This window comes from Candidatus Clostridium helianthi (assembly GCF_045310795.1).
Lineage (GTDB): Bacteria > Bacillota > Clostridia > Clostridiales > Clostridiaceae > Clostridium > Clostridium helianthi.
This window is the reverse complement of sequence record NZ_JBJIAB010000007.1, coordinates 1-20,715: the sequence shown is the minus strand read 5'-3', so window position 1 is coordinate 20,715 and position 20,715 is coordinate 1. Positions and strand designations below refer to the sequence as shown.

Annotated in this window: 18 protein-coding genes and 1 tRNA gene; 4 read left to right on the top strand and 15 right to left on the bottom strand. The window is 29.1% G+C overall.

Annotated elements, in window-relative coordinates; translation table 11 throughout:
• Nucleotides 1-164: 164 nt before the first annotated feature.
• The 3 genes from ACJDTP_RS07525 to ACJDTP_RS07515 are packed head-to-tail and all read right to left on the bottom strand — an operon-like array spanning nt 165 to nt 3,100.
• Nucleotides 165-1,220 carry a CotS family spore coat protein gene (locus ACJDTP_RS07525; RefSeq protein ID WP_406760859.1) on the bottom strand — a complete coding sequence of 352 codons (1,056 nt, stop codon included), beginning with the start codon at nt 1,218-1,220 and terminating at the stop codon, nt 165-167.
• 55 nt (nt 1,221-1,275) lie between these two features.
• Nucleotides 1,276-2,082, bottom strand: coding sequence for a spore coat protein (locus tag ACJDTP_RS07520; protein WP_406760858.1), 807 nt, complete (start codon nt 2,080-2,082; stop codon nt 1,276-1,278).
• A 1-nt stretch (nt 2,083) separates the two neighbouring features.
• A complete protein-coding gene (locus ACJDTP_RS07515) occupies nt 2,084-3,100 on the bottom strand; it encodes a CotS family spore coat protein (RefSeq protein WP_065415916.1) in 1,017 nt (338 codons plus the stop codon).
• Nucleotides 3,101-3,228: 128 nt separating this feature from the next.
• Between ACJDTP_RS07515 and ACJDTP_RS07510 the strand changes: the two genes are divergently transcribed.
• Nucleotides 3,229-4,347 (top strand): glycosyltransferase family 4 protein, encoded by a 1,119-nt coding sequence (locus tag ACJDTP_RS07510; RefSeq protein WP_406760857.1) that lies wholly within the window; start codon nt 3,229-3,231, stop codon nt 4,345-4,347.
• Between the two features lie 157 nt (nt 4,348-4,504).
• On the opposite strand, the gene ACJDTP_RS07505 is transcribed toward ACJDTP_RS07510, so the two are convergent.
• The 5 genes from ACJDTP_RS07505 to tsaD form a co-directional block, all read right to left on the bottom strand.
• Nucleotides 4,505-5,659 (bottom strand): ABC transporter substrate-binding protein, encoded by a 1,155-nt coding sequence (locus ACJDTP_RS07505; protein WP_173709569.1) that lies wholly within the window; start codon nt 5,657-5,659, stop codon nt 4,505-4,507.
• A 12-nt stretch (nt 5,660-5,671) separates the two neighbouring features.
• On the bottom strand, nt 5,672-5,980 hold the full coding sequence (locus tag ACJDTP_RS07500; RefSeq protein WP_011967729.1) for a PTS sugar transporter subunit IIA: 309 nt from the start codon (nt 5,978-5,980) through the stop codon (nt 5,672-5,674).
• Nucleotides 5,981-6,180: 200 nt separating this feature from the next.
• A complete protein-coding gene (locus ACJDTP_RS07495) occupies nt 6,181-7,410 on the bottom strand; it encodes a S1C family serine protease (RefSeq protein ID WP_077842731.1) in 1,230 nt (409 codons plus the stop codon).
• Nucleotides 7,411-7,675: 265 nt separating this feature from the next.
• Nucleotides 7,676-8,677: an alpha/beta fold hydrolase gene (locus tag ACJDTP_RS07490; RefSeq protein ID WP_406760856.1), complete on the bottom strand. Its 1,002-nt coding sequence runs from the start codon at nt 8,675-8,677 to the stop codon at nt 7,676-7,678.
• Nucleotides 8,678-8,686: 9 nt separating this feature from the next.
• The gene (gene tsaD, locus ACJDTP_RS07485) at nt 8,687-9,706 is read right to left on the bottom strand and encodes a tRNA (adenosine(37)-N6)-threonylcarbamoyltransferase complex transferase subunit TsaD (RefSeq protein ID WP_017210066.1); all 1,020 of its coding nucleotides are present in this window, start codon (nt 9,704-9,706) and stop codon (nt 8,687-8,689) included.
• A 476-nt stretch (nt 9,707-10,182) separates the two neighbouring features.
• Between tsaD and ACJDTP_RS07480 the strand changes: the two genes are divergently transcribed.
• Together ACJDTP_RS07480 and ACJDTP_RS07475 are read left to right on the top strand one after the other, a co-directional pair.
• Nucleotides 10,183-10,881, top strand: coding sequence for a RusA family crossover junction endodeoxyribonuclease (locus ACJDTP_RS07480; RefSeq protein ID WP_077842733.1), 699 nt, complete (start codon nt 10,183-10,185; stop codon nt 10,879-10,881).
• 21 nt (nt 10,882-10,902) lie between these two features.
• Nucleotides 10,903-11,466 (top strand): GDSL-type esterase/lipase family protein, encoded by a 564-nt coding sequence (locus ACJDTP_RS07475; protein ID WP_406760855.1) that lies wholly within the window; start codon nt 10,903-10,905, stop codon nt 11,464-11,466.
• Between the two features lie 77 nt (nt 11,467-11,543).
• Here the strand turns inward: ACJDTP_RS07475 and ACJDTP_RS07470 are convergent, their stop codons facing one another.
• Both ACJDTP_RS07470 and yedF read right to left on the bottom strand, forming a co-directional pair.
• Nucleotides 11,544-12,500 (bottom strand): NAD(P)/FAD-dependent oxidoreductase, encoded by a 957-nt coding sequence (locus tag ACJDTP_RS07470; RefSeq protein WP_406760854.1) that lies wholly within the window; start codon nt 12,498-12,500, stop codon nt 11,544-11,546.
• Nucleotides 12,501-12,524: 24 nt separating this feature from the next.
• The gene (yedF, locus tag ACJDTP_RS07465) at nt 12,525-13,097 is read right to left on the bottom strand and encodes a sulfurtransferase-like selenium metabolism protein YedF (protein WP_077838022.1); all 573 of its coding nucleotides are present in this window, start codon (nt 13,095-13,097) and stop codon (nt 12,525-12,527) included.
• A 289-nt stretch (nt 13,098-13,386) separates the two neighbouring features.
• Between yedF and ACJDTP_RS07460 the strand changes: the two genes are divergently transcribed.
• A complete protein-coding gene (locus ACJDTP_RS07460) occupies nt 13,387-15,270 on the top strand; it encodes an LTA synthase family protein (protein ID WP_173709567.1) in 1,884 nt (627 codons plus the stop codon).
• Between the two features lie 56 nt (nt 15,271-15,326).
• Here ACJDTP_RS07460 and ACJDTP_RS07455 read toward each other — a convergent pair whose 3' ends face one another.
• The 5 genes from ACJDTP_RS07455 to ACJDTP_RS07435 all read right to left on the bottom strand — a co-directional run bounded on the left by ACJDTP_RS07455 (nt 15,327) and on the right by ACJDTP_RS07435 (nt 20,570).
• Nucleotides 15,327-16,136 carry a putative ABC transporter permease gene (locus tag ACJDTP_RS07455; protein ID WP_406760853.1) on the bottom strand — a complete coding sequence of 270 codons (810 nt, stop codon included), beginning with the start codon at nt 16,134-16,136 and terminating at the stop codon, nt 15,327-15,329.
• Nucleotides 16,137-16,181: 45 nt separating this feature from the next.
• Entirely contained in the window at nt 16,182-17,525 is a 1,344-nt protein-coding gene (locus tag ACJDTP_RS07450; RefSeq protein WP_406760852.1) for a TldD/PmbA family protein, read from the bottom strand.
• A 2-nt stretch (nt 17,526-17,527) separates the two neighbouring features.
• The gene (locus ACJDTP_RS07445) at nt 17,528-18,913 is read right to left on the bottom strand and encodes a TldD/PmbA family protein (protein WP_077838026.1); all 1,386 of its coding nucleotides are present in this window, start codon (nt 18,911-18,913) and stop codon (nt 17,528-17,530) included.
• A gap of 292 nt (nt 18,914-19,205) precedes the next feature.
• The gene (locus tag ACJDTP_RS07440) at nt 19,206-20,330 is read right to left on the bottom strand and encodes a polysaccharide deacetylase family protein (RefSeq protein WP_406760851.1); all 1,125 of its coding nucleotides are present in this window, start codon (nt 20,328-20,330) and stop codon (nt 19,206-19,208) included.
• 165 nt (nt 20,331-20,495) lie between these two features.
• Nucleotides 20,496-20,570: transfer RNA gene (locus ACJDTP_RS07435), tRNA-Asn, on the bottom strand.
• Nucleotides 20,571-20,715: the final 145 nt, after the last annotated feature.

Below are 20,715 nucleotides of genomic sequence, written 5' to 3'. Positions count from 1 at the left end.
AGAGATTTTCTTGCCTTTATAAATTCTCAATATTTCTTAACTAATAAGAAACCAATATTCTATTTACGAAATAAAATATTGGTTTAATCATTATTATAAATAGATCAATTATAAATTAGATTTATATTATTCTTTGCATTCAAATAAATCAAACTTATATTTAATTACTTCTTTACTTCAGAACCTATGAAAAATTTATTTTCTAAAACCTTTAAAAATTCATATCTAAAGTCCTCATTGCTCAACTTTCCTTCAAATCTGTTTAAATATACTTCATATTCCCAGTTCTTTCTCTTATGATAATAATCTCTTGATATTGTATAAAAATCTTTAGGAAACTTTATAAGTATATACAAGAGTTCTTTTTCTTCTTTTTTTAAAATGGACACATTCTCATATCCATTAATACAAGTTGACATCTTGTCCACATCGAATGCGGCGTTCTTTATACACTTTAAAATAAAATTCCATATATCCATTACTCTTAAATCTATAGTCATAAAATCAAAATCTATTATATTTATTTCATTATTTTTGGTTAAGAAATTATGATAAGCTAAATCATTATGACACAAACGAATGGTATCCCCATCCTGTCTTAGGTTATCATATGAGCTTTTTTCAAGGTCATTTTGAACCTCTTTAATTTCATTTAAATACTTATCTACATTGTTTATAAATAATTTATCAAATTCATTTTTATATTTGTACGTATCTACTAAGCTCTTCATCCAAATTAAATCATCATATGCTTCTTTAATTTTATCTTTCAAAGATATATCTAAAAAATCTTTTTTGTATTTATCTTTCAAATATTCTCTTAATCCTTTTGAAGCTTTATGCATTAAAGCTATATTTTCTGCACAAAGATCAATTTCTACTGGATTAGAAAATGATGCTTCTCTTCCATTCAATATATCCATAACAATATAAATTTGTCCATTCCACTCTTTATAACATAAATCATCTTTGAACCTTTTATATGTTATTACATGTTCATAAATCTTTTTTACATAGTCTAAAGAATCACTTATTAAATTGACTCTATCTACATCATAATTTACTCTTTTCAATATTTTATTTCCTTCATCTGTATATACCAAAAATACTTTTCTAAGTGGAACAATGTCGTTTACTTTTATTCCTAGTTCTTCGAAGAACTTTAGGCTCAAATCATAATCGCATAAATATTTTTTTTCTGAATACTTAGTTCTATTCATATTCTTCCTCCTAACAACTAAGCTTTAGGTATAAACAATAACTACCTTTGGTTACCTATATGATAAAATTTTTACTTTCATACTTTAAACTTTTCTTCAATCCATTTAATAATTGTTCGTCATTCCTTGCTTTCCTACTCCCCTTACATTCCTCATTTTGTATATTATAAATTTCTCTTATATTATCCTTTCTACTATCTCTATACCTCTCCCAAAACTTTAAAAAATCCTTTGGATAACTGCAAAGCCCTCTTAAATAATCAAAGCTGTTAAATGATAAGTGTGATCCATGTACAAATAACTTTATTAGTTCTTCCTCATCTATATTAATTTCCTTTCTTTGTAGTTTCTTAATATAATTATATAAGTCTTCTTCCACTAAGTTATATGTCATACCCTTTATTGTACACACTTCTATTTTTTCATTGTTTTTTCTTAAATTACTTTTATCAACTTTACCAAGGCATATTTCTTCTCTATTCATACTACGCCTTATAACTCCAAAGTAGTCATGTTCATAAATATAATTTATAGCCTTGTTAGCTTTTTCCAACATTATTTTTCCGTTTGATAATATGATATTCTCTATCTCATTTGTACATGTTTTACTAGATACATATGAATAATTCTTTTGTAGTTTTCTTATCTGCACTTTATAAGATTCCACTTCTCTGCCTATTGTGCTTTTAATTTTGCTTAGCCCTGTTAGATTACCGCCTAATAGCAATTTATGAAATTCTATAATTAAATCAACTTGAGAAACTATATCATTTCTTTGCATATTTTTATCATAACTAAAGCCTTGTCCAATAATAGCTATTCCTTTTTTATTTAAATACTGATTAATCAATAATTCATCCATATTAATTTCCCCCACTAAAATAACTATCAATAAACTTTTCTCTAAATTCACAATCGTTTAAGTACTTCTCTAACTTATTGATGAAAAATTCTTCTCCCCATGGTTGCTGCTCCCAATAAACCTGTAACCCTATTTGCCAGAAAGCCTGAGGAAATCTTATGAATTCTCTAATTATAGGTAGCTCTTCTTTTCTTATTTCTATTCTCTCACTATAGGCATTTAAAATTAGATTGCATTTGTCACTTTCCCATTTTCCATCTTTCATTGATCTTATTAATAAAGAAGATACGTCGTGGAGATGTGAATCTAATATGCAGTAATCAAAATCTATAATATTAATATTTTTCTTATTATCTATTAATATATTATGATGGGCATAGTCATGGTGGCAGAATCCTCTTGAAAAGACTTCCTTCTCCATAACCTTTACATAATTATTTTTTTGAAGACCTGTTATACTTTTTTCTGCTCTATTTAATTCTTTTTCCATATTATCCAAATACAATAAATCAAAATTTGATTTATATGCTTTTTGACTTATTCTATTTTTAAAATCCAAGATTTCTCTTTTCCTTGTTTCAAAAACATCTATCCATGAAAACCATCCAATCCTTGGTTTCATCTCTTTCTTCAATGTAAAGCCTTTGCTACATTCATGTAATTTTGCAAGCTCATTTGATACCATTGATAATTCTATTGGATTATCATAATTACTTACTCTCGATGGAATCCATTTTGTTAAGTACGCATACTTTCCGTTTATGTTCCCATATTCTTTTTTTTCTCTATTCATAATAAATTCAGGGATATCCCCAAATCCATTTCTTTGCAAATGCTTCATTGCAGATAAGATAAAATAAAAATGAGAGAATTCATATTTAACTACTTTCAAACAATATCTCTCATCCTTTGTAATAACTTTATAACTATTTTTAACTTTTTCAATATCTTCTACATCTAAATTATAATTTTCTTCAATATAGCCTTTAATTTTAAGTATCTCCTTATTATTCTCCATAAACTTTTCCTACCAGCTATTATTTATTTTTATTATATGTGCTCAAATAATTTATTGTGATTTATATTCACAAAAATTAAAAACTAATAATATTCTGTACTATATATGTAATTTGTTGAGGTGTTCATATGAAAATTGCCATTGATGCTCGTAGTTCCACTTTACATCAAGGAACTGGAATTGGTACTTATACTAGTAATCTTATATCAGAGATTCTTTCTTTAGATTCGAATGATGAATTCACTCTATTTTGCTCTGGAAAATTTAACAAAGAATTCAACAAGGAAAATGTTAATATAATTTATTCTTCAGGTAGACATGGCGGTTTTTATGAAAAATATTATATACCTAATGCACTAAACAAGGTCCATGCTGACCTATACCATATTCCTCAAAACGGAATAGGATTTGATTTTGATACAAAAATACCAACTATAGTTACAATTCATGATCTAATCCCATATATAATGCCTGAAACTGTTGGCAAAGGATACCTAGAACGATTTTTAAATAATATGCCAAATATAATTTCTAATTCACGCGGCATTCTAACAGTTTCTGAATACTCTAAAAGAGATATATTGAAGTTCTTTAGTTTTTATCCTGAAGAAAAAATATTTGTAACTTCACTTGCCGCTAATAATAATTTTAAACCTTTAGATAAGAATCAATGCAAGCTATACGTAAAAAACACATTTAAAGTTGATGATCCTTATATACTATATATAGGTGGGTTTAGTTTAAGGAAAAATGCCTTAGGATTAATTAAATCATTTTGTAAAGTTTATAAAGACTTGAATAAGCCTTATAAGTTATTGCTTGGGGGCCCTTTAAAAGATGAGGGTGAAAAGTTACTTTCATTTGTTCAAGAAAATAATTTACAAGACAAAGTTGTCTTTTGTGGCTATATAGAAGATGATATTCTTCCTGTTCTTTATAGCGGGTGTGATGCATTTGTATACCCTTCCTTCTATGAAGGATTTGGACTTCCTCCACTTGAAGCAATGAGCTGTAAGGCACCAGTTATAACATCTTCTATAACTTCTATTCCAGAAGTAACTGGCGATAGTGCTATTTTGATAAATCCATATAATATAGATGAATTAGACAATGCGTTAGTTGATCTTTTGAATAATGAAACTTTAAAAGCTGAGCTTAGTGAAAAGGGATACCTAAGAAGCCTTAACTTTACTTGGAATAAGACCGCCAAGAACACCTTAAATGCCTATAGAAGTTTAATATCTTAGACTTTTATTATTATTTAAATCTCTCGTAATAAATCAAATGTGAATTCAGAGTGATATTTCAAATACTATATTAAAATAAATTCAGCATTATAAGAAACACCTTACTGTTTTCCTTATAATGCTGATAATCTAAAACTATTTATATAAATTTTCATTATTAATTGGTATTTGCTCGAATCTCTTGCTTTATCTTTATATATTCGTCGTAATCATTTATGCTTGGAGTCTTTTCTTCTATATTGCTTAATACTACAAGAGGACTTTTTCCAGTAAAATTTTTTACTGGCTCTTCAATATCTTTAGCATTATAAGTATATAAATAGCTTGAGAAAAACTTTCCTTCCTTAACATATTTAACAGCTTCCTTATTGTTAGTTATTACGTAAGTTATAAATTTTTCAATTAGCTTATCATTCTCGCTGTTTTGGTTCAATATCAATAAATTATCGCCTTCTGATGAAAAAAACTTATTAGCCCCTGGTTTAAGGCTAGGCACGTTATTAACGCTCCACGTACAAGGAACATCTAATGCTGCTATTTCTTTCATGGCATTAATAGACGATATTCTTGCTAAGAATTCCCCTCCACTTTGTAAGTTTAAAATGTTATTATCCTCTAATTTTTTCATCATAGCTTGAACTTCTGATTTAACTACATCTATACTTTTATCACCATCACTTAATGTTTCCATGGTTAATAAATCCATCAAATCTTCGTAATCTTGATCAGTTGCATTAATTATAAATATTTTTCCGTTACTTTTTTCATGAATATCTTTTCCAACCCTTATGATATCATCCCATGTATTCAAACTATCTCTTTCATATCCATAACTTTTTAATAAATCTTCTCTGACATAGAAAGCTAATGGCCTAGATGTTAAAGGTATTCCTATGGAATTATCACCATACTTAACCTGAGCTACCCTATACTTAGAAAAATTCTTAGCATATTCGCTCAAGAGCTTATCATCCTTATTATAATATTCATAGTTATCTAATTTTAGTTTATCAAAACTAAACCTATCTATCTGAACTATACTAGAAATCTTTGATTTCGTACTTCCTTCTGAATTATTATTAAGTATCTGATTGTAATTTTCTAACTTTTTTACACTTATTGAAGTCCTATCATTCTCCTTCATAAAATTATTTGCGCACTCAACTAAGTACTCATAGGAATTCTCATTTACTAAGAGCTCTATATTTCCTCTAACTTGCTGCTCTTTATTTGGTTGAAATAGATTAATGCTTACTATTCCCATTAGCAAAAGAACCGAAAATACAATAGCATATTTAATTTTATTTTTCATATTTACATACCTCTATTTAATAGAACTTATTTTTTCATGCACTTCTATTAATTCAACTGCTAAATCCTTCAAAACCATTGTAGTCATTAAGTGATCTTGAGCGTGAACTAAAAGCAATGAGAATTCTATTTTCTCATTTACGGCTTCTCCCTGAATTAAACTTGTTTGAGAATTATGTGCATATCCTAATTCCTCATCAGCTTTTATTATTAACCCTTTTGCTTTATCAAAATTTCCTTGTTTAGCTAAAGTAATTGCTTCCATAGAAAAAGTTCGCGCTTCCCCGCTGTGCATTATTATATTTAATATTATTTCCTCCATATATTTATCCCCTTCTCCATTTAGATATCAAAAAACTATTAAATTAAGATATCTTACCCTTATAATCTTTAATTTTACTACTTTTCCTTAAAGTTTTAAAGAATATTATTTTGATGCAATAAAAACTAGAATTGATAATATTATATTTATCAATTCTAGTTTTAATAATCAAATATATTCAATTTCCATCTAGAAAAATTTTAATTAGATTTTTCTTCTAATACAACTGATAAATCAACAGTTTTCTTATCTCTAATTACCTCTATCTTCATAGTATCTCCAGCATTCTTACTTTCCTTTATTGCCTTAAGTTCATCGAATTTCTTAGCTTCTTTTCCGTCACATTTAACAATTATATCTCCAATCTTAAGACCACCTTTTTCAGCCGGTGAATACTCTTCAACAGAAGATACATATATTCCTTCTACCAAATCGTATTTCTTAGCAGTAGCGCTGTCAATTTCTCTTATTTGGATTCCTAGATTTAATATAGGTTTTGATAAAGCATCTATCTTATTTTTAACTTCATTTATAGGTATTGCAAACCCTATACCTTCAACTGGTGTTGATGATCCCGATGCATCAGAACCTATCTTCATAGAATTTATTCCTATAACTTGCCCTTTAGCATTCACTAATGGACCTCCACTATTTCCAGGATTAATAGCTGCATCTGTTTGAATGAAATCTACACTTTTTCCACTATCATCTATTGTTCTATTGCTTCCACTTATAACTCCCTTTGTAAGTGTCTGAGCAAAATTCTTTGAAAGAGGTGTTCCAATTGCTATAACCTCAGCTCCTGGATATACTTCATCAGAGTCTCCAAGTTCTGCAACAGCAGGAACTTTAGTTCCGTCTTTTAACTTAAGCATTGCAACATCTCTATCTTGATCGTAATTTACTACTGTTGCACTTACCTCAGTATTATTACTTAAAGTTACTGTAATTTCTTTAGCATTTGCAATTACGTGATAGTTAGTTAGTATATATCCTTCTTCATTTATAATGAATCCTGATCCCATCCCCTCAACTTCGCCGTTCATAAATCCACTGTTAGATGAACCTTTAGTGGAAACAATGACAACTGCTGGTGCAACTTTATTAAATGCATCTGCCGCTGACATTGCATCAGGAGTGCTTGATGTGAATGATTGCGGAATATAACTTGTTATTTGTTTAGTTGCAGCAACATTATTAGTTTTCATGAATGAATAAGTAGCAGCACTTCCAATTGCCCCTCCTACCATTGTAAGAACTAAAATTCCTGCAATCCTTCCTAGCATGCGCAGACCTCTTCTTTTCTTTCTCTTCGGCTCTACATAATTATTACTATTTTGAAAACAATTTTCCCATGCAACTTGCTGACCTTTATCTACTGGTAATGATTCTACATCAATAAATTTTTCATTATTATCATTATTATTCATGTATTTTTCCTCCTATATATCAATTCTCAACTTATATGACTAGTAATTAAACTATACAAATTTGTTCGCATAAAGTATATTAGCATACTTTAAATATCTACTAGTATTATCTTTATAATGTTAGTATAGATTTATTATGTGTCAAACAAATGACAAGAATATATAATTTGATATAATTTTTTATGAATTTTAGCCCAATAGAAGCTTTATTTCTTAATTATTCAATAATACTTAATATTTAAGAAAATATACATATTTATTAGCATCAAGATTTTTTAGCTACCTTCTTAGCATCTTTTAAAACACTATTAACGCCGGTAACTACTGAGTTAGGATCTAATACAGACATTGGAGATCCCTCTATTTCCTCTTTATATATAGTTGTTACTGTTGCATTACCAATCTTTTTAACAGGATCAGCTTCATTATTAGTTATTAAATATAATGGCTTATCTCCTAGTAGTTCATTGGTTTGACTATTCGAAATGCCTTTATATAAGTTTTCTAGCTCGTTTGAAACTGCCTGTTTATAATTTTTCTTATTTTCAAAACTCTGAAATTCATCTAATTCATTCTGATTTAAATACTTCTTAAAAGTATCATTCTCCATAGTTAGCCCTGCTTTATTTAGCAATGCAGTCAGACTAAAATTTGTACCGATTTTTTCAAATATACTTCTATAATATTTGGATTTAATACTATCCTTAAATTCCTTAGTTTGCATATTTTCCTCTGATATTGGGTTAATTAACACAACTCCTGCTACTGAATCCGAATATAAATTAGCAAAATTACTAAGAACCAGGCTACCGTACTCCTCTCCAACTAAAACGTATGGCTCTGGTGCTCCAGCTTTTCTAAGCAGTGCTTTCAAATCCTTCGCTTGCTCTTCTGGTGTTCTATTGTCTCCACCATCATTAAATCCATATCCTTCTCTATTATATGTAAAGGTAGATATCTTCTTTTCCTCTAATGACTTACAAACATCATCCCACTCATACATTGTAGTTCCGATTGATCCATCAAATACTACAGTATAATCTCCACCAGTCTTAAGTTTATACTCCATTTTTCGTCCATCTATTCTGACGTACTTAAATCTGGATTTTAATCTTGTATTATCTACAAAGTCATTTAAAATTTGCACTAAAAAACCAAAGATAAATAATCCCACAAAAAAGATAACACATTTTTTTAAAATGCTCCTTTTGCTGGTTTTATCTTTCTCAACCTTATGTACTCCATTAGAATGTGATAACAGCTTCATACCTAGACTCTACCTCTCCCCTAGTTTTAAGTTAGGTTTTGCATTTATATTTAAATCTGATACTGCTCCCTCTTGATAGTTGAAATATGCTGCACTTCCTATCATTGCTGCATTATCTGTACACAATATAGGTGATGGAAATAGAATTTCAATCCCTTTTTTTCTACCTTCCTCTAGCAAAGTTTCTCTTAAACAAGAATTCGATGCAACACCACCTGCTACTGCAATCTTTTTTATTCCTTTTCTTTCACAAGTTAAGAATAAATTCGTCTTTAATACATCTATTATCGCATTTTGAAATGACGCTGCAATATCAGCTTTATTTACCTCTTCTTCTTTCATTTTTGCTTTATTTAAATAATTCAACACAGCTGATTTAACTCCACTAAAAGAAAAATCTAATGTATCATCTTGAAACTTAGCTCTTGGAAATTCTATTGCATCCTTATTTCCTTGCTTCGCTAGCTTATCTATTTTGGGTCCGCCCGGATATCCAAGTTCTAATGCTCTTGCCACCTTATCATAAGCTTCTCCTGCCGCATCATCTCTTGTTTGGCCAATAACCTCAAAATCCCTATATCCTTTTACATGCACAATAAAAGTATGTCCTCCTGAAACCACTAGTGAGACAAAAGGTGGCTTTAAATCTTTATGCTCAATAAAATTAGCACTAATATGTCCTTGTATATGATTAACCCCAATTAAAGGCTTTTTAGAACCTAATGCCAATCCTTTTGCATATTGAAGCCCAACCAAAAGTGCCCCAACAAGTCCTGGTCCATACGTAACTCCTATTGCGTCAACATCGTCTATTGAAATTCCTGCCTCTAATAATGCGGCTTTTACAACGCTATCTACTGCTTCAATATGCATTCTAGATGCAACTTCTGGAACCACTCCTCCAAACTTTTTATGAGTATCAATTTGTGATGCAATTATATTTGATAAAACTTCTCTACCATTCACAACTACTGCAGCAGCAGTTTCATCACAACTTGATTCTATTGCTAAAATTATTTTTTTATCCATATCTAATACCTCTTTTTATTACAATTCAAATAAAATTATTTATTCTTATCTATCTAAATAAGCTGATTAAGCCTATTTATAACTTAATTTTAACTAATCTAACAAGAAAAAACTTTGATATATTAGTTAAAATTAAGAACTAAATAAATTAAATACTTTACTATAGCATTATTTAATTTATCTAAATCTATTTTATCTTAAAAAAAAGATAAAATCTCGTATTTATATATTGTTTAATATCTTCTTAATATTTATGAAATCATATCTTTTTAATGCACAAACCATTCTATATTTTAATTACTAAAATATTATACTTTATCTATACAATATTATCAAAGTTCAATTTTTCTAGTTACAAAAATATACTTAACATATATCTTATTCTAACAATTTCATTGCAATATTAACTTGTTGTATAAAAGATACATATGATGTATATTTGAGATAACAAATATACTTTCACAAGGAGAATTTAAATGTCTAACTATGCTAAAGTTATAATTAAAGGATCACCTATTACAAAATCTAATTTTAAGTTACACAATCTAAATGGACGTGCAATCCTACCACATAGTTCTGGAAAATATCATGATAGGTATGCTCTATACGAACAGGAAATAGCACTTCTTGCAAGAAATCAAAATCCTGATGTTGTTTTTTCTGAAAGTCTAATAGCTTTACTAAGAGTATATTATAAAAGTGAAAAGCGTCATCCAGATACCATTAATATTACAAAAAGCATATTTGATGGCATTGAAAAAAGTGGATTAATTATAAATGATGCTCAGATAACCAAAATCTTTACAGAAGAATATTATGATAAAGAAAATCCAAGATTTGAACTAGAACTCTTTGCTGAAAGTGAATATGATTTTAGCTATAAAGTTGTCAAAAGAACTACTTCCTTAAAACCTAAATTATATTCTCCAATAAGAAGAAATATATTATCTGATAAAACTAGTAGTTCTGTAACTAATTATCAAAAAGATAAACTTGATTGCAATGCTGAAAATAAACGTGAAAAAAAATCAAAAAAAACCTCGTCTAACTCATTAATGTCTAGCGAAATGATTATATGTAGTATCTGCAATAAAGCCATTATTTCAGATGATTATGTAAAAGCCGATTCAGGAAAAACATTAATATGTAAAAAGTGCTTTAACAAACTATTCTAATTACATAAAAGGAGTCTATATATGAATAATAAGCTTGATATCATTTTCTTTGGAGACAGCCTAACTTTAGGATATGGGGTAACTAAACAAAATTCTTGGGTTTACAAACTTACGCAAGAACGCTCCCTTTCATCATTAAATAAAGCCTGCAATGGTGATATTACCACTTCAATGCTTACTCGCTATAATGATGATGTTTTAATTTATTCTCCATCAAAAATTTTTATAATGGGAGGTAGCAATGATCTTCTTCTTGGACGCAAAATTCCTTTTATAATTAGTAATATTGAAATAATGATTAATGATGGACTAAATATAGGCTCAAAAGTGACTTTAGGAATTCCCCCTAAGATTATTGGCCAAATGGCAAATTCGCTTTTTTCTCCTTCGCATCTATATTCTTATGCAGAAAAAGAACTTCCATATTTAAAGGATGAACTCATTAATTTATCTAATAAATACAATCTTCAATTTATCAATTTCTACGATTTGACATTTAATAGGGATGATATTTATTTAGATGGAATTCACATGAATTCACTTGGCCATCACCTAATGTATGAGAATGCTCTCCATTATTTTTAAACCATATTATTCTGTGAATTAATTAGCAGTAATTTTAGCTTTTATTATATTACTGCTAATATATTTCTACCTAACTTCTACATGCTTTTCTTTAAAAATCTAGCCGCAATAATTCCACATTGTATACCATCAGTTTCTTCCATCCAAAACGCTTTTTCTCCGTATATAACATTTCCACAAGCAAAAAAACCTTCTAAAGATGTTGCAAAGTCTACTACTTCAAATCCAGATGTCTTAGAATTTATATCAAAGCTTGTTTTTTTAATTACGGTTGTTTCTGGCAAGAAATTAACTGATAATAGAAGCGAATCACATTCTTTTTCTATTGTTTCTTCATTCTCTAAATTAACTATTTTCAGCTTCTCAATTCGCGTTTTTCCTTCAATTTCTGTTACTCTAGAATTCTCTATTACCGGTATATCAAAGCCATCAATAATATCTCGTATTTCCGAATTAGCCATTTCTTCAAATGTATTCTTAATGACAACCGCTTCTATATTTCCACCTTCAACTATAAGCCTTCTTGCAACTATGAATCCCCATTTATTTTTCGCTATAATCACAGTCCTTCTTCCTGGTAGATATCCATCTAAATTAATTATTTTATGAGCCTCTCCTACAGTGAATATTCCTGTAAGTCCATTTGTAGGAATTATAACATTTCCTGAATATGTTTCCTTTGCTCCCATAGCAAATATTATTGCTTGGGCGGTTAAATCTTTAATACCATCTCTAGAGTTTACATATGTAACTTTTTTTCCTTCAGTCACTTCTAAAACTGTAGTATCTAAAAGTATTTCTATTTCAAATTCTCCTAACTGCCTCTCTATAAAATCAATATACTCAGGACCGGTCACTGGCTCATCTAGAAAGTTTTTTCCAAAGCCATTATGAATACATTGATTAATTATTCCTCCGACGTTAGACTCTTTTTCAATAATTAGTATTTTTCTTATTCCCTCTCTTGCAGCTCCAAGTGCAGCTGTCATTCCAGCTATTCCTGCTCCAATAATAATTAATTCATAATCTGGCATTATAATATCCTCCACTATTAATTCCTAAAGCTTTATTAACTTTTTTGCTTTCTTCATTGCAACTACCATATCATACATGCTTGCTATTTCTCCAAAAGTTATTTGTTCTGTTAATTTATAATAGTCTAAGGATGTATCACTTATTAAAAGTTTAACGCCCTTTTTATATAACATTCGTATATCTTCTATAGCCTTAGAATCCCTTTTAAACAACTTAACCCCTGAATTTAAGAATAAAATTTCTTTTGGAAGTTTATCATACTCATTCAATGCTTCGAAATATTCACTCATTAGAGTTATTCCCAAATCATCATTTCCCTCACCAATTTTATCTCTTGTTATTAATATAGAAAAAATTTCTTCCTCATCTTCTGATTCTAAGCATCCTCTCTTTTCCATCTTTATTAAAAATCTATTTTTTTCATCCTCTATATCTACTTTATATCCTTTATGTGCTGCATACCTTATAACATTGGACCGCCCTAATTCATTGTTTACTACTACAACAGCTTCTCCTTCTCCAATTGAATTAAAATACTTCTTAACTTCTCTTATTATTTGTAGATACGATAATCCTCTGCAATCTATTTCTTTCATATGTTTGACCCCTTTATAATTATTTTAATCTATAATTAATATATCAAATTTTTCAATCGATTTCTTAACTAATATATAACTTAATTTAAAAATATATTAAATTAAGTTATTATAAGTCTATTATATAAGTTTTCCCACATTAATAGTATACCATGCTAATTTTTATATATAGTTTTTTATTCACAAATTATTTACCTTTTAATTACTAATATATCATTAATTTATATTTGTTTAATCCATAAATTTATGTATACTATAATGTAGTGATATATTGAATTGAGGTGAAATCATGAGTTCTTCTAACTCATATGTTGTTAATTTTTTAAAAAATAGCTTAAAGAATAATATAAAAAAAGATAAGGTTATAAGATTAATTTTCTTTCTAGTAGCTTTTGTCTCTATAGTATTAAAAGGGATTATATTTCAAGGATTTGTTACAAGCAAAGATCCATATACATTTAGCTTTTCTACTGGCTATGAATCTGCTAGTTCTTTCTTAAATTATTATATGGCCTTTACTTTAATATTCTTAAGTTTCTCATTACTATTTAAAGGTAAAGGTAGAATAATCTATACTCTCGTAATCGATTTTCTTTTAACGCTGTTAATATTAATTGATGTCTGGTATTTTAGAGGTTTTTTAACTGTTCCATCTGCATTAATATTAACTCAAACTGCTAATTTAGATAATATGTCTGGAAGTATATTATCTATGACTAGCAATTTAGATTTTATATTTGCATTTGATTTTATAATATTAGGCATATATGCTTACATAACTAGAAAATCATTTACTCAAGTGCATAAACGAGCATTTAAAACATTCTTTTGTACTTTTGTATTGCCAATATTATTTATAATTTATGTACCTATAAGTATAACTGTATTCAATAATACAGATGTTCATAATGCTTACTTATTCAGTAATTATGATAAGTCAAATACTGCTAAATATTTTTCTCCTATTGGGTATCATATTATGGACTGTTATACAGTTTATAAAGATTCTAAACCATATAAATTAACAGATCAAGATAAGGCTGATATAAATGAGTTATTTGAAATAAAAAAAGAGAACCTTCCAGATAACGAATACCTTGGAATGGCAAAAGGAAAAAACTTGATTTATATTCAAGTTGAATCTTTAGAAAACTTTGTTATCGGAAAAACAATTAATGGAAAAGAAATAACACCTAATTTGAATAAATTAGTACAAAAATCATTGTACTTCCCTAATACATTTGAGCAAGTAAACGAAGGGACAAGCTCCGATGCTGATTTAATGGTTAATACTTCAATGTTGCCTTTAAGACAAGGAAGTACATTCTTTAGATATCCAAATACCAATTATAATTCATTGCCAAATTTATTAGAAGGTGAAGGCTATGCTACTTCTGCTATTCATCCTGACAAAGGTTCTTTTTGGAATTATAAAAATGGATTACTTGGAATAGGTTTTGATAAATTTACTGATTACTACTCATTTAATGTTGATGAACAAATTGGCCTTGGTATAAGTGACAAAAGATACTTTGAGCAAGTTGTTCCTATGTTAAAAGAATTAAAGCAGCCATTCTACGCCGAAACTGTAACATTGACAAGCCATGGTCCATTTGATCTTCCTGAAAAGTACAGAGAACTTGGACTTGATCCTGAATTAAATGAAAGTAAACTTGGTGGATATTTTGAAAGTCTTCACTATACAGATAAACAAATAGGTTATTTTATTGATCAATTAGATAAAGAAGGATTACTAAAAAATAGCATTATAGCAATAATGGGTGATCATACAGGAATTCATAAATATTATGATGATAGCATTGGACAGCTATCTCATAAAGAAGATTGGTATCTAAATACAGGAAATCCGACTGTTCCATTTATTATCTATAATCCATCTACAAATGAAGGAAAAACATTTGATAAAATGTGCAATGGCGAGATTGATGTAATGCCAACACTCTTATATTTACTTGGAGTCGATAAAGATAAGTACGAGAACACTGCTTTAGGTAGAAACTTATTAAATACAAATAAATCTTTTGCAGTAATAACTAATGGAACACTTAAAGGCGGGGAAAACTTAACAGATAAAGAAAAAGATATTTATAAAAAATCATTAGATCTTTCGGATAAAATGATACGTGCAAATTATGCTCACAATTCTAATTAGATAATGATATTTTAACTATAGTAAAGAGATGATCAAATAAAATTTGACCATCTCTTTTACTTTTTCTTAATCTTTTTTATCTCTTCTTTTAATCTATCTAGTGAATGTTGATACTTCAAAGACTTTATATTTGGAAATGCTTTAATTATTCGTTTATTCACAGCCTTATTGTTTAAAACCAAATTTTCTAATTTAACTTTTAGCTTGCTAATTTGTTCTTTCGCATGAATAACTTTTTCACTTTCCTGTTCTATCAAGCCATCAAATCTGCTTAAATTTTGCTGTAGAACCACTTTATAGCTTTCAGTTTTTTCTTTTATCTCATCAAATAAAGCGCTCATTTCTTTAAGTTTTCCACCTAATTTCAAAACTTTAACTGTTGTAATTATCCCATCTGTTAATAAATATAAGATTGAAATATTACAAATCCACATAGAAACCTTTAATGATATGTGACTAACTAAGTCTATTATAATTGGATTAATAACTTTTATTGTGGCTAGAGATAAAAGACCAAATAACACTGAATTTAATAGACATACTCTGCCCTTTATATTAAATTTATAGCCTGAATAATCCCACCATTTAAGGTTAAATATTGTTTCTAGCAAAAAACCTGTTAAATACTCTAATATGCTTGTAAAAATCATTGCACTTAAGAATAAAATTACAATATTATCTGAAAATGGAGCCAGTAATATAATTACTATAAGTGCACCTGATCCATAAATAGGGCAAAATGGTCCTTTTAAAAAACCTCTATTTACATACTCCCTATCGATTATAGAGCAATATATAGTTTCACATATCCATCCGAGAAAGCTATAAATTATAAAAGAAAAAAGATACATATAGATTATATTCATAACTATTTAACCTACCTTAGCATATCTATCAAATTAATAACAAAGTTATTTTCCAGCTATTGAAAGTTCTTTCACAACAACTGACGGACATCCTATGCTACTCATCGGGAACTTTAAGTCGCTTCCTACTTCCTCTATATCTTTCAATAATGTAAAGAAATTTCCTGCGACTGTAATTTGTTCTACCGGAAAACTCTTCTTTCCATTTTCAATCATAAATCCTTTAGCTGCTAAAGAAAAATCTCCAGTTACAGCACTAGCTCCAGAGTGAAGACCTGCAAAATCTGTAATTATTACGCCTTCTTTAACTTCATTGCAAAGTTCTTCAAAAGATTTATCACCTGGATTTATATAAAAATTTGTAGCACTAACGCCTACTATTGATGCATAAGAAGCCTTGAATCCATTTCCTGTAGATTTAATTCCTGCTTTATGCGCAGTTTTTAGATTATATAATAATGTATTCAATTTTCCTTTAGATATTATCTCTTTTTTGATAGTTGCTACTCCTTCATCATCAAATGAAGTTGTTCCAAGCCCATCCTTTAAGTGAGGATCATCAATTAGAGTCACTACATCTGATGCTATAATTTCACCTTCTTTTCCTTTCAGCAAAGATAACCCTTTTTGTGCTTGCTCTGCATTAAAAATTCCTGAAAAAGTTCCAAGCAGTGATACCATAGCCTCGTTATTTATAATTATCTTATATTTACCTGATGGAATGCTTTTCCCACCAATTCTTGAAAGCGCTTCTTCAAGACCTTGCTTAGCTAAACTTTTCGGATCTATATCATCTATCTTTTTAGCCATAACATCCCCTGTTCCATCATACTTTTCACTATTATCTTGTATTATTGGAACGACATATGCACTTAGATTATTTCTTTCATTTTTCAAATTAAGTCCCTTTGAATTTATTATTCCATAAGTAGCTTTACCATATCCAATTCCACAACCTTGGAAACTTACAACTTTATCACATTGTTTTTTACATTCCTTCTCCATTTCTAAAGAAAGAGCTATAAGCTCATCAGGCTTAATATTATCCAAATCTTTTTTGTAACAGTCTAATTCTTTATATTCCTTATCCCCTTCATATATAAACTGTTCATCATCATTTTCTATAGCAAATGCCGCTTCCTTTGCATTTCTTATAAGAGTTTTTATTGCTTCTTCATCTAATATTTCAGTATATGAATATCCCATTTTGTTATTGATTTTTCCTCTAAACGAAAGACCAAAGGCATTATTTAGTTTATATTTTTCAACTTCGCCTTCATAAATACTTAAACTTAAACTTTCAGCATCAGAATAATATATTTCAAACTCTTCAAAGCCTGAATTCTTAGCTTCTTTAAATAATTCTTCTTTAAATAATTCAAAATCCATATTTATCTACCTCCAACAGTCATTTTCTTCACTCTAATCATAGGCTGACCTACATTGGTAGGAATACTTCCTGATGATGAGCCACACATACCTTGAGCTACATCTAAATTATTTCCGACCATATCTATATCCATAAGTACTTCACTACCTTTACCAATAAGACTTGCTCCTCTTACTGGCTCCTGAATCACACCATTTTTAACTAAGTACCCTTCTTGAACTGCAAAATTAAACTCACCAGTTACAGGATTAACCGATCCGCCTCCTAGCTTCTTTGCATATAATCCTTCTTCTATAGATTTAATGATATCATCCGGATTATCATTTCCAGCTGCTATATAGGTATTAGTCATTCTTGAAGTTGGTTGGAACTTGTAACTTTGTCTTCTTGAACTTCCTGTAGCCTCCATATTCATACGTCTTCCATTTAACTTATCAATCATATAGCCTTTTAAAACACCATTTTCAATTAAAATATTTTTTTGTGTCTTATTACCCTCATCATCTATATTTAGTGATCCCCAAGCATTAGGTACAGTTCCATCATCTATAGCTGTTACTTTTGTTGATGCAATTTTCTCACCTAATTTATTAGCAAAAACTGAATTTCCTTTAGCTACAGCACTGGCTTCTAAAGAGTGTCCGCAAGCTTCGTGGAATATAACACCCCCAAACCCATTATCTATAGCAACAGTCATATTACCTGCTGGACAGTTCTTTGCATAAAGCATTGTATGAGCTATTCTCGCTGCTTCCTTTCCGTGATATTCTGGATCAACGCTATCAAACATTTCAATTCCCATATGTCTTCCAGGTCCCTCAAATCCAGTTTGGTTTTCACTTCCTTTTGATGCTATTGCACTTATGCCTAACCTTGTTCTTATTCTTGTATCTTGAACATATAAACCTTCAGTATTTGCAATTAAAATATTTTGCTCTTTATCTGCATAACTTGTAATAACTTGAGAAATATCACTATTATAATTCTTTGCTGCATTATAAGCACTTTTTAAAATTGCTATTTTTCTATCGTATGCAACATCCTTAGGATAATACAATATTGGATGTATTGTAGATATACTCTTCTCAGTTAATACTATTGAATTTATTTCACTTTTATTTGCATCACCTAAAGCTAAAGCTGCTCTATAAGCAGTATCTAAAAGACCGCCTAAACTATTATTATTTGTATAAGCATATACACTGTTCAATCCCTTGAATATTCTTATTCCTATACCATAACTTCTTCCACCTATGGCATCATCTACTTTGCCGTCAATTAATGCTATAGAATTATTAATTGAATTTTCTTCAAATATCTCAGCAAAATCGCCACCAGTTACTAAGCACTTTGCTAATACCTCTGCTACAATATTTTTTGATAACATCTTATTCCTCCTTATTTCTAATATAAAGATAATTTTCAGTAATATTATAATTATATACATTCTATTATTAAAATTATTGTTATAAATTATAACCTTAGTGCTTCCATGTATGCAAATCTAATTATATATTAATAGTTTATCATTAATTATTTCTATTTCAATTAATTGATAAAAATAATATTTGTACCAATTATATAAAAAAAACTATGCGATTTTCATTTATTTTAATTTATGTAACCAAAGTTTAGCTACATAAATTAAAATAAATGAAAATCAACATAGTCATATTAGGCTATTTCATAATTTTAAATTCATATCCTTGTTGTTTTAGATATTTGATTATTTCTGGTAATGCTTTTGCAGTTTCCTCTTTTCCATAAGTATCATGCATTAATATTATTGCTTTTTCTCTTCCTGATACAGTTTTTATAACTTCCTGTTTTAACTGCTCTGCATTTTTATGTGCCCCTTCTGCATCTTGAGACAATGAATTCCAATCTATTTGATGGTAGTCTTTTTCATGAAGAGCCTTATCCATTGCATCAGCTCCCGATGGGTCCTTCTTATCCCATGTCATTTGACCTCCTGGGAATCTAACAGCTCGTGTTGAAAAATCCTGTCCTAAAATATTTTTCAAAGATTGATTGGTTTTTTCAAAATCAGACATACAATTTTCTAAATTTATTTTTCCATTTGGATATAAATATCCATAATTATGTGAATAAGTATGATTACCTATTGCATTTCCTTCCGCAAGTTCTCTTTTAACTATATTTTTATTAGTTTCACTTTCATCTATTGCTTTTCCCACAAGAAAAAAAGTAGCATGAACATTCTCTGCTTTAAGAGTATCCAAAACTTTTGGAGTCACAGTTTCTGACGGACCATCGTCAAATGTTAAGTAAACAACTTTCTTTCCATCAGCTCCATCAGGCATTTGCCCCTTCATCTGCTGATTTAAATATTTCTCTATAAAAGCAACATCCTCTACTTCTGAGCTTCTCGCTGAATTATATACGTCACTATCTGTCTGATTTTTATCTCCTTCAGAATATGGATTTCCATTTGCATTAAGAGCTTCTGCTGTTTGCTTATTCGTAACAGATTTTTGCACTGCAATAGCGATTCCTATAATTATAGCTACAGCTATTATCGTAAGTAAGATAGCGAACTTTCTCTTTTTTATACCATCGAAACTTTCTTCACCAACTTCATCAATCTCAAATGGCCTTATATTATCACTAATATCACTAATATCATTAATTTCAGAATTATCTTCATTGTGTTTAGAATTATCATCTATCTCACTATTTTCACCATTTTTAACAACTTCATAAGTCTCACCAGCTTCTTTTACTTCAGCAATCTTACTGGTTTCATTACTATAATTCTTACTATTATTAATGTCATCGCTCATATTATAATACCTCTTATATTTCAATAGATTTTATTATTAATTATTCTGTAGTATCTAATTTAGTTATTAATAACTTTCACATCCATATATAGTATAAGTTTTTACTCTATTTTATACAATAAAAAAAAGCCGATTTCTCGACTAAAAATTCTTTTATTATAAATATGGCTCCGCGAAGAGGACTCGAACCTCCAACCTATCGGTTAACAGCCGAGTGCTCCACCATTGAGCTATCGCGGACCGTCATTTGAAAGAATATAATGTTCTTTCAAAATTGCATATAATTTTAATGTATATTACAACTTGACTATATTGGTCAAGCCCTCGACCTATTAGTATCAGTCAGCTAAATACGTTGCCGCACTTACACCTCTGACCTATCAAC

What these genes read in the sequence shown, in the direction of transcription:
- ACJDTP_RS07455 (WP_406760853.1), bottom strand. Translation starts at nt 16,136, where the DNA reads ATGAATATAATCTATATGTATCTTTTTTCTTTTATAATTTATAGCTTT.
- ACJDTP_RS07490 (WP_406760856.1), bottom strand. Translation starts at nt 8,677, where the DNA reads ATGAAGCTGTTATCACATTCTAATGGAGTACATAAGGTTGAGAAAGAT.
- ACJDTP_RS07440 (WP_406760851.1), bottom strand. Translation starts at nt 20,330, where the DNA reads ATGAGCGATGACATTAATAATAGTAAGAATTATAGTAATGAAACCAGT.
- yedF (WP_077838022.1), bottom strand. Translation starts at nt 13,097, where the DNA reads ATGAAAGAAATAGATTGCAGAGGATTATCGTATCTACAAATAATAAGA.
- ACJDTP_RS07480 (WP_077842733.1), top strand. Translation starts at nt 10,183, where the DNA reads ATGTCTAACTATGCTAAAGTTATAATTAAAGGATCACCTATTACAAAA.
- ACJDTP_RS07450 (WP_406760852.1), bottom strand. Translation starts at nt 17,525, where the DNA reads ATGGATTTTGAATTATTTAAAGAAGAATTATTTAAAGAAGCTAAGAAT.
- ACJDTP_RS07500 (WP_011967729.1), bottom strand. Translation starts at nt 5,980, where the DNA reads ATGGAGGAAATAATATTAAATATAATAATGCACAGCGGGGAAGCGCGA.
- ACJDTP_RS07520 (WP_406760858.1), bottom strand. Translation starts at nt 2,082, where the DNA reads ATGGATGAATTATTGATTAATCAGTATTTAAATAAAAAAGGAATAGCT.
- ACJDTP_RS07495 (WP_077842731.1), bottom strand. Translation starts at nt 7,410, where the DNA reads ATGAATAATAATGATAATAATGAAAAATTTATTGATGTAGAATCATTA.
- ACJDTP_RS07525 (WP_406760859.1), bottom strand. Translation starts at nt 1,220, where the DNA reads ATGAATAGAACTAAGTATTCAGAAAAAAAATATTTATGCGATTATGAT.
- ACJDTP_RS07460 (WP_173709567.1), top strand. Translation starts at nt 13,387, where the DNA reads ATGAGTTCTTCTAACTCATATGTTGTTAATTTTTTAAAAAATAGCTTA.
- ACJDTP_RS07470 (WP_406760854.1), bottom strand. Translation starts at nt 12,500, where the DNA reads ATGCCAGATTATGAATTAATTATTATTGGAGCAGGAATAGCTGGAATG.
- ACJDTP_RS07445 (WP_077838026.1), bottom strand. Translation starts at nt 18,913, where the DNA reads ATGTTATCAAAAAATATTGTAGCAGAGGTATTAGCAAAGTGCTTAGTA.
- ACJDTP_RS07475 (WP_406760855.1), top strand. Translation starts at nt 10,903, where the DNA reads ATGAATAATAAGCTTGATATCATTTTCTTTGGAGACAGCCTAACTTTA.
- ACJDTP_RS07510 (WP_406760857.1), top strand. Translation starts at nt 3,229, where the DNA reads ATGAAAATTGCCATTGATGCTCGTAGTTCCACTTTACATCAAGGAACT.
- ACJDTP_RS07515 (WP_065415916.1), bottom strand. Translation starts at nt 3,100, where the DNA reads ATGGAGAATAATAAGGAGATACTTAAAATTAAAGGCTATATTGAAGAA.
- tsaD (WP_017210066.1), bottom strand. Translation starts at nt 9,706, where the DNA reads ATGGATAAAAAAATAATTTTAGCAATAGAATCAAGTTGTGATGAAACT.
- ACJDTP_RS07505 (WP_173709569.1), bottom strand. Translation starts at nt 5,659, where the DNA reads ATGAAAAATAAAATTAAATATGCTATTGTATTTTCGGTTCTTTTGCTA.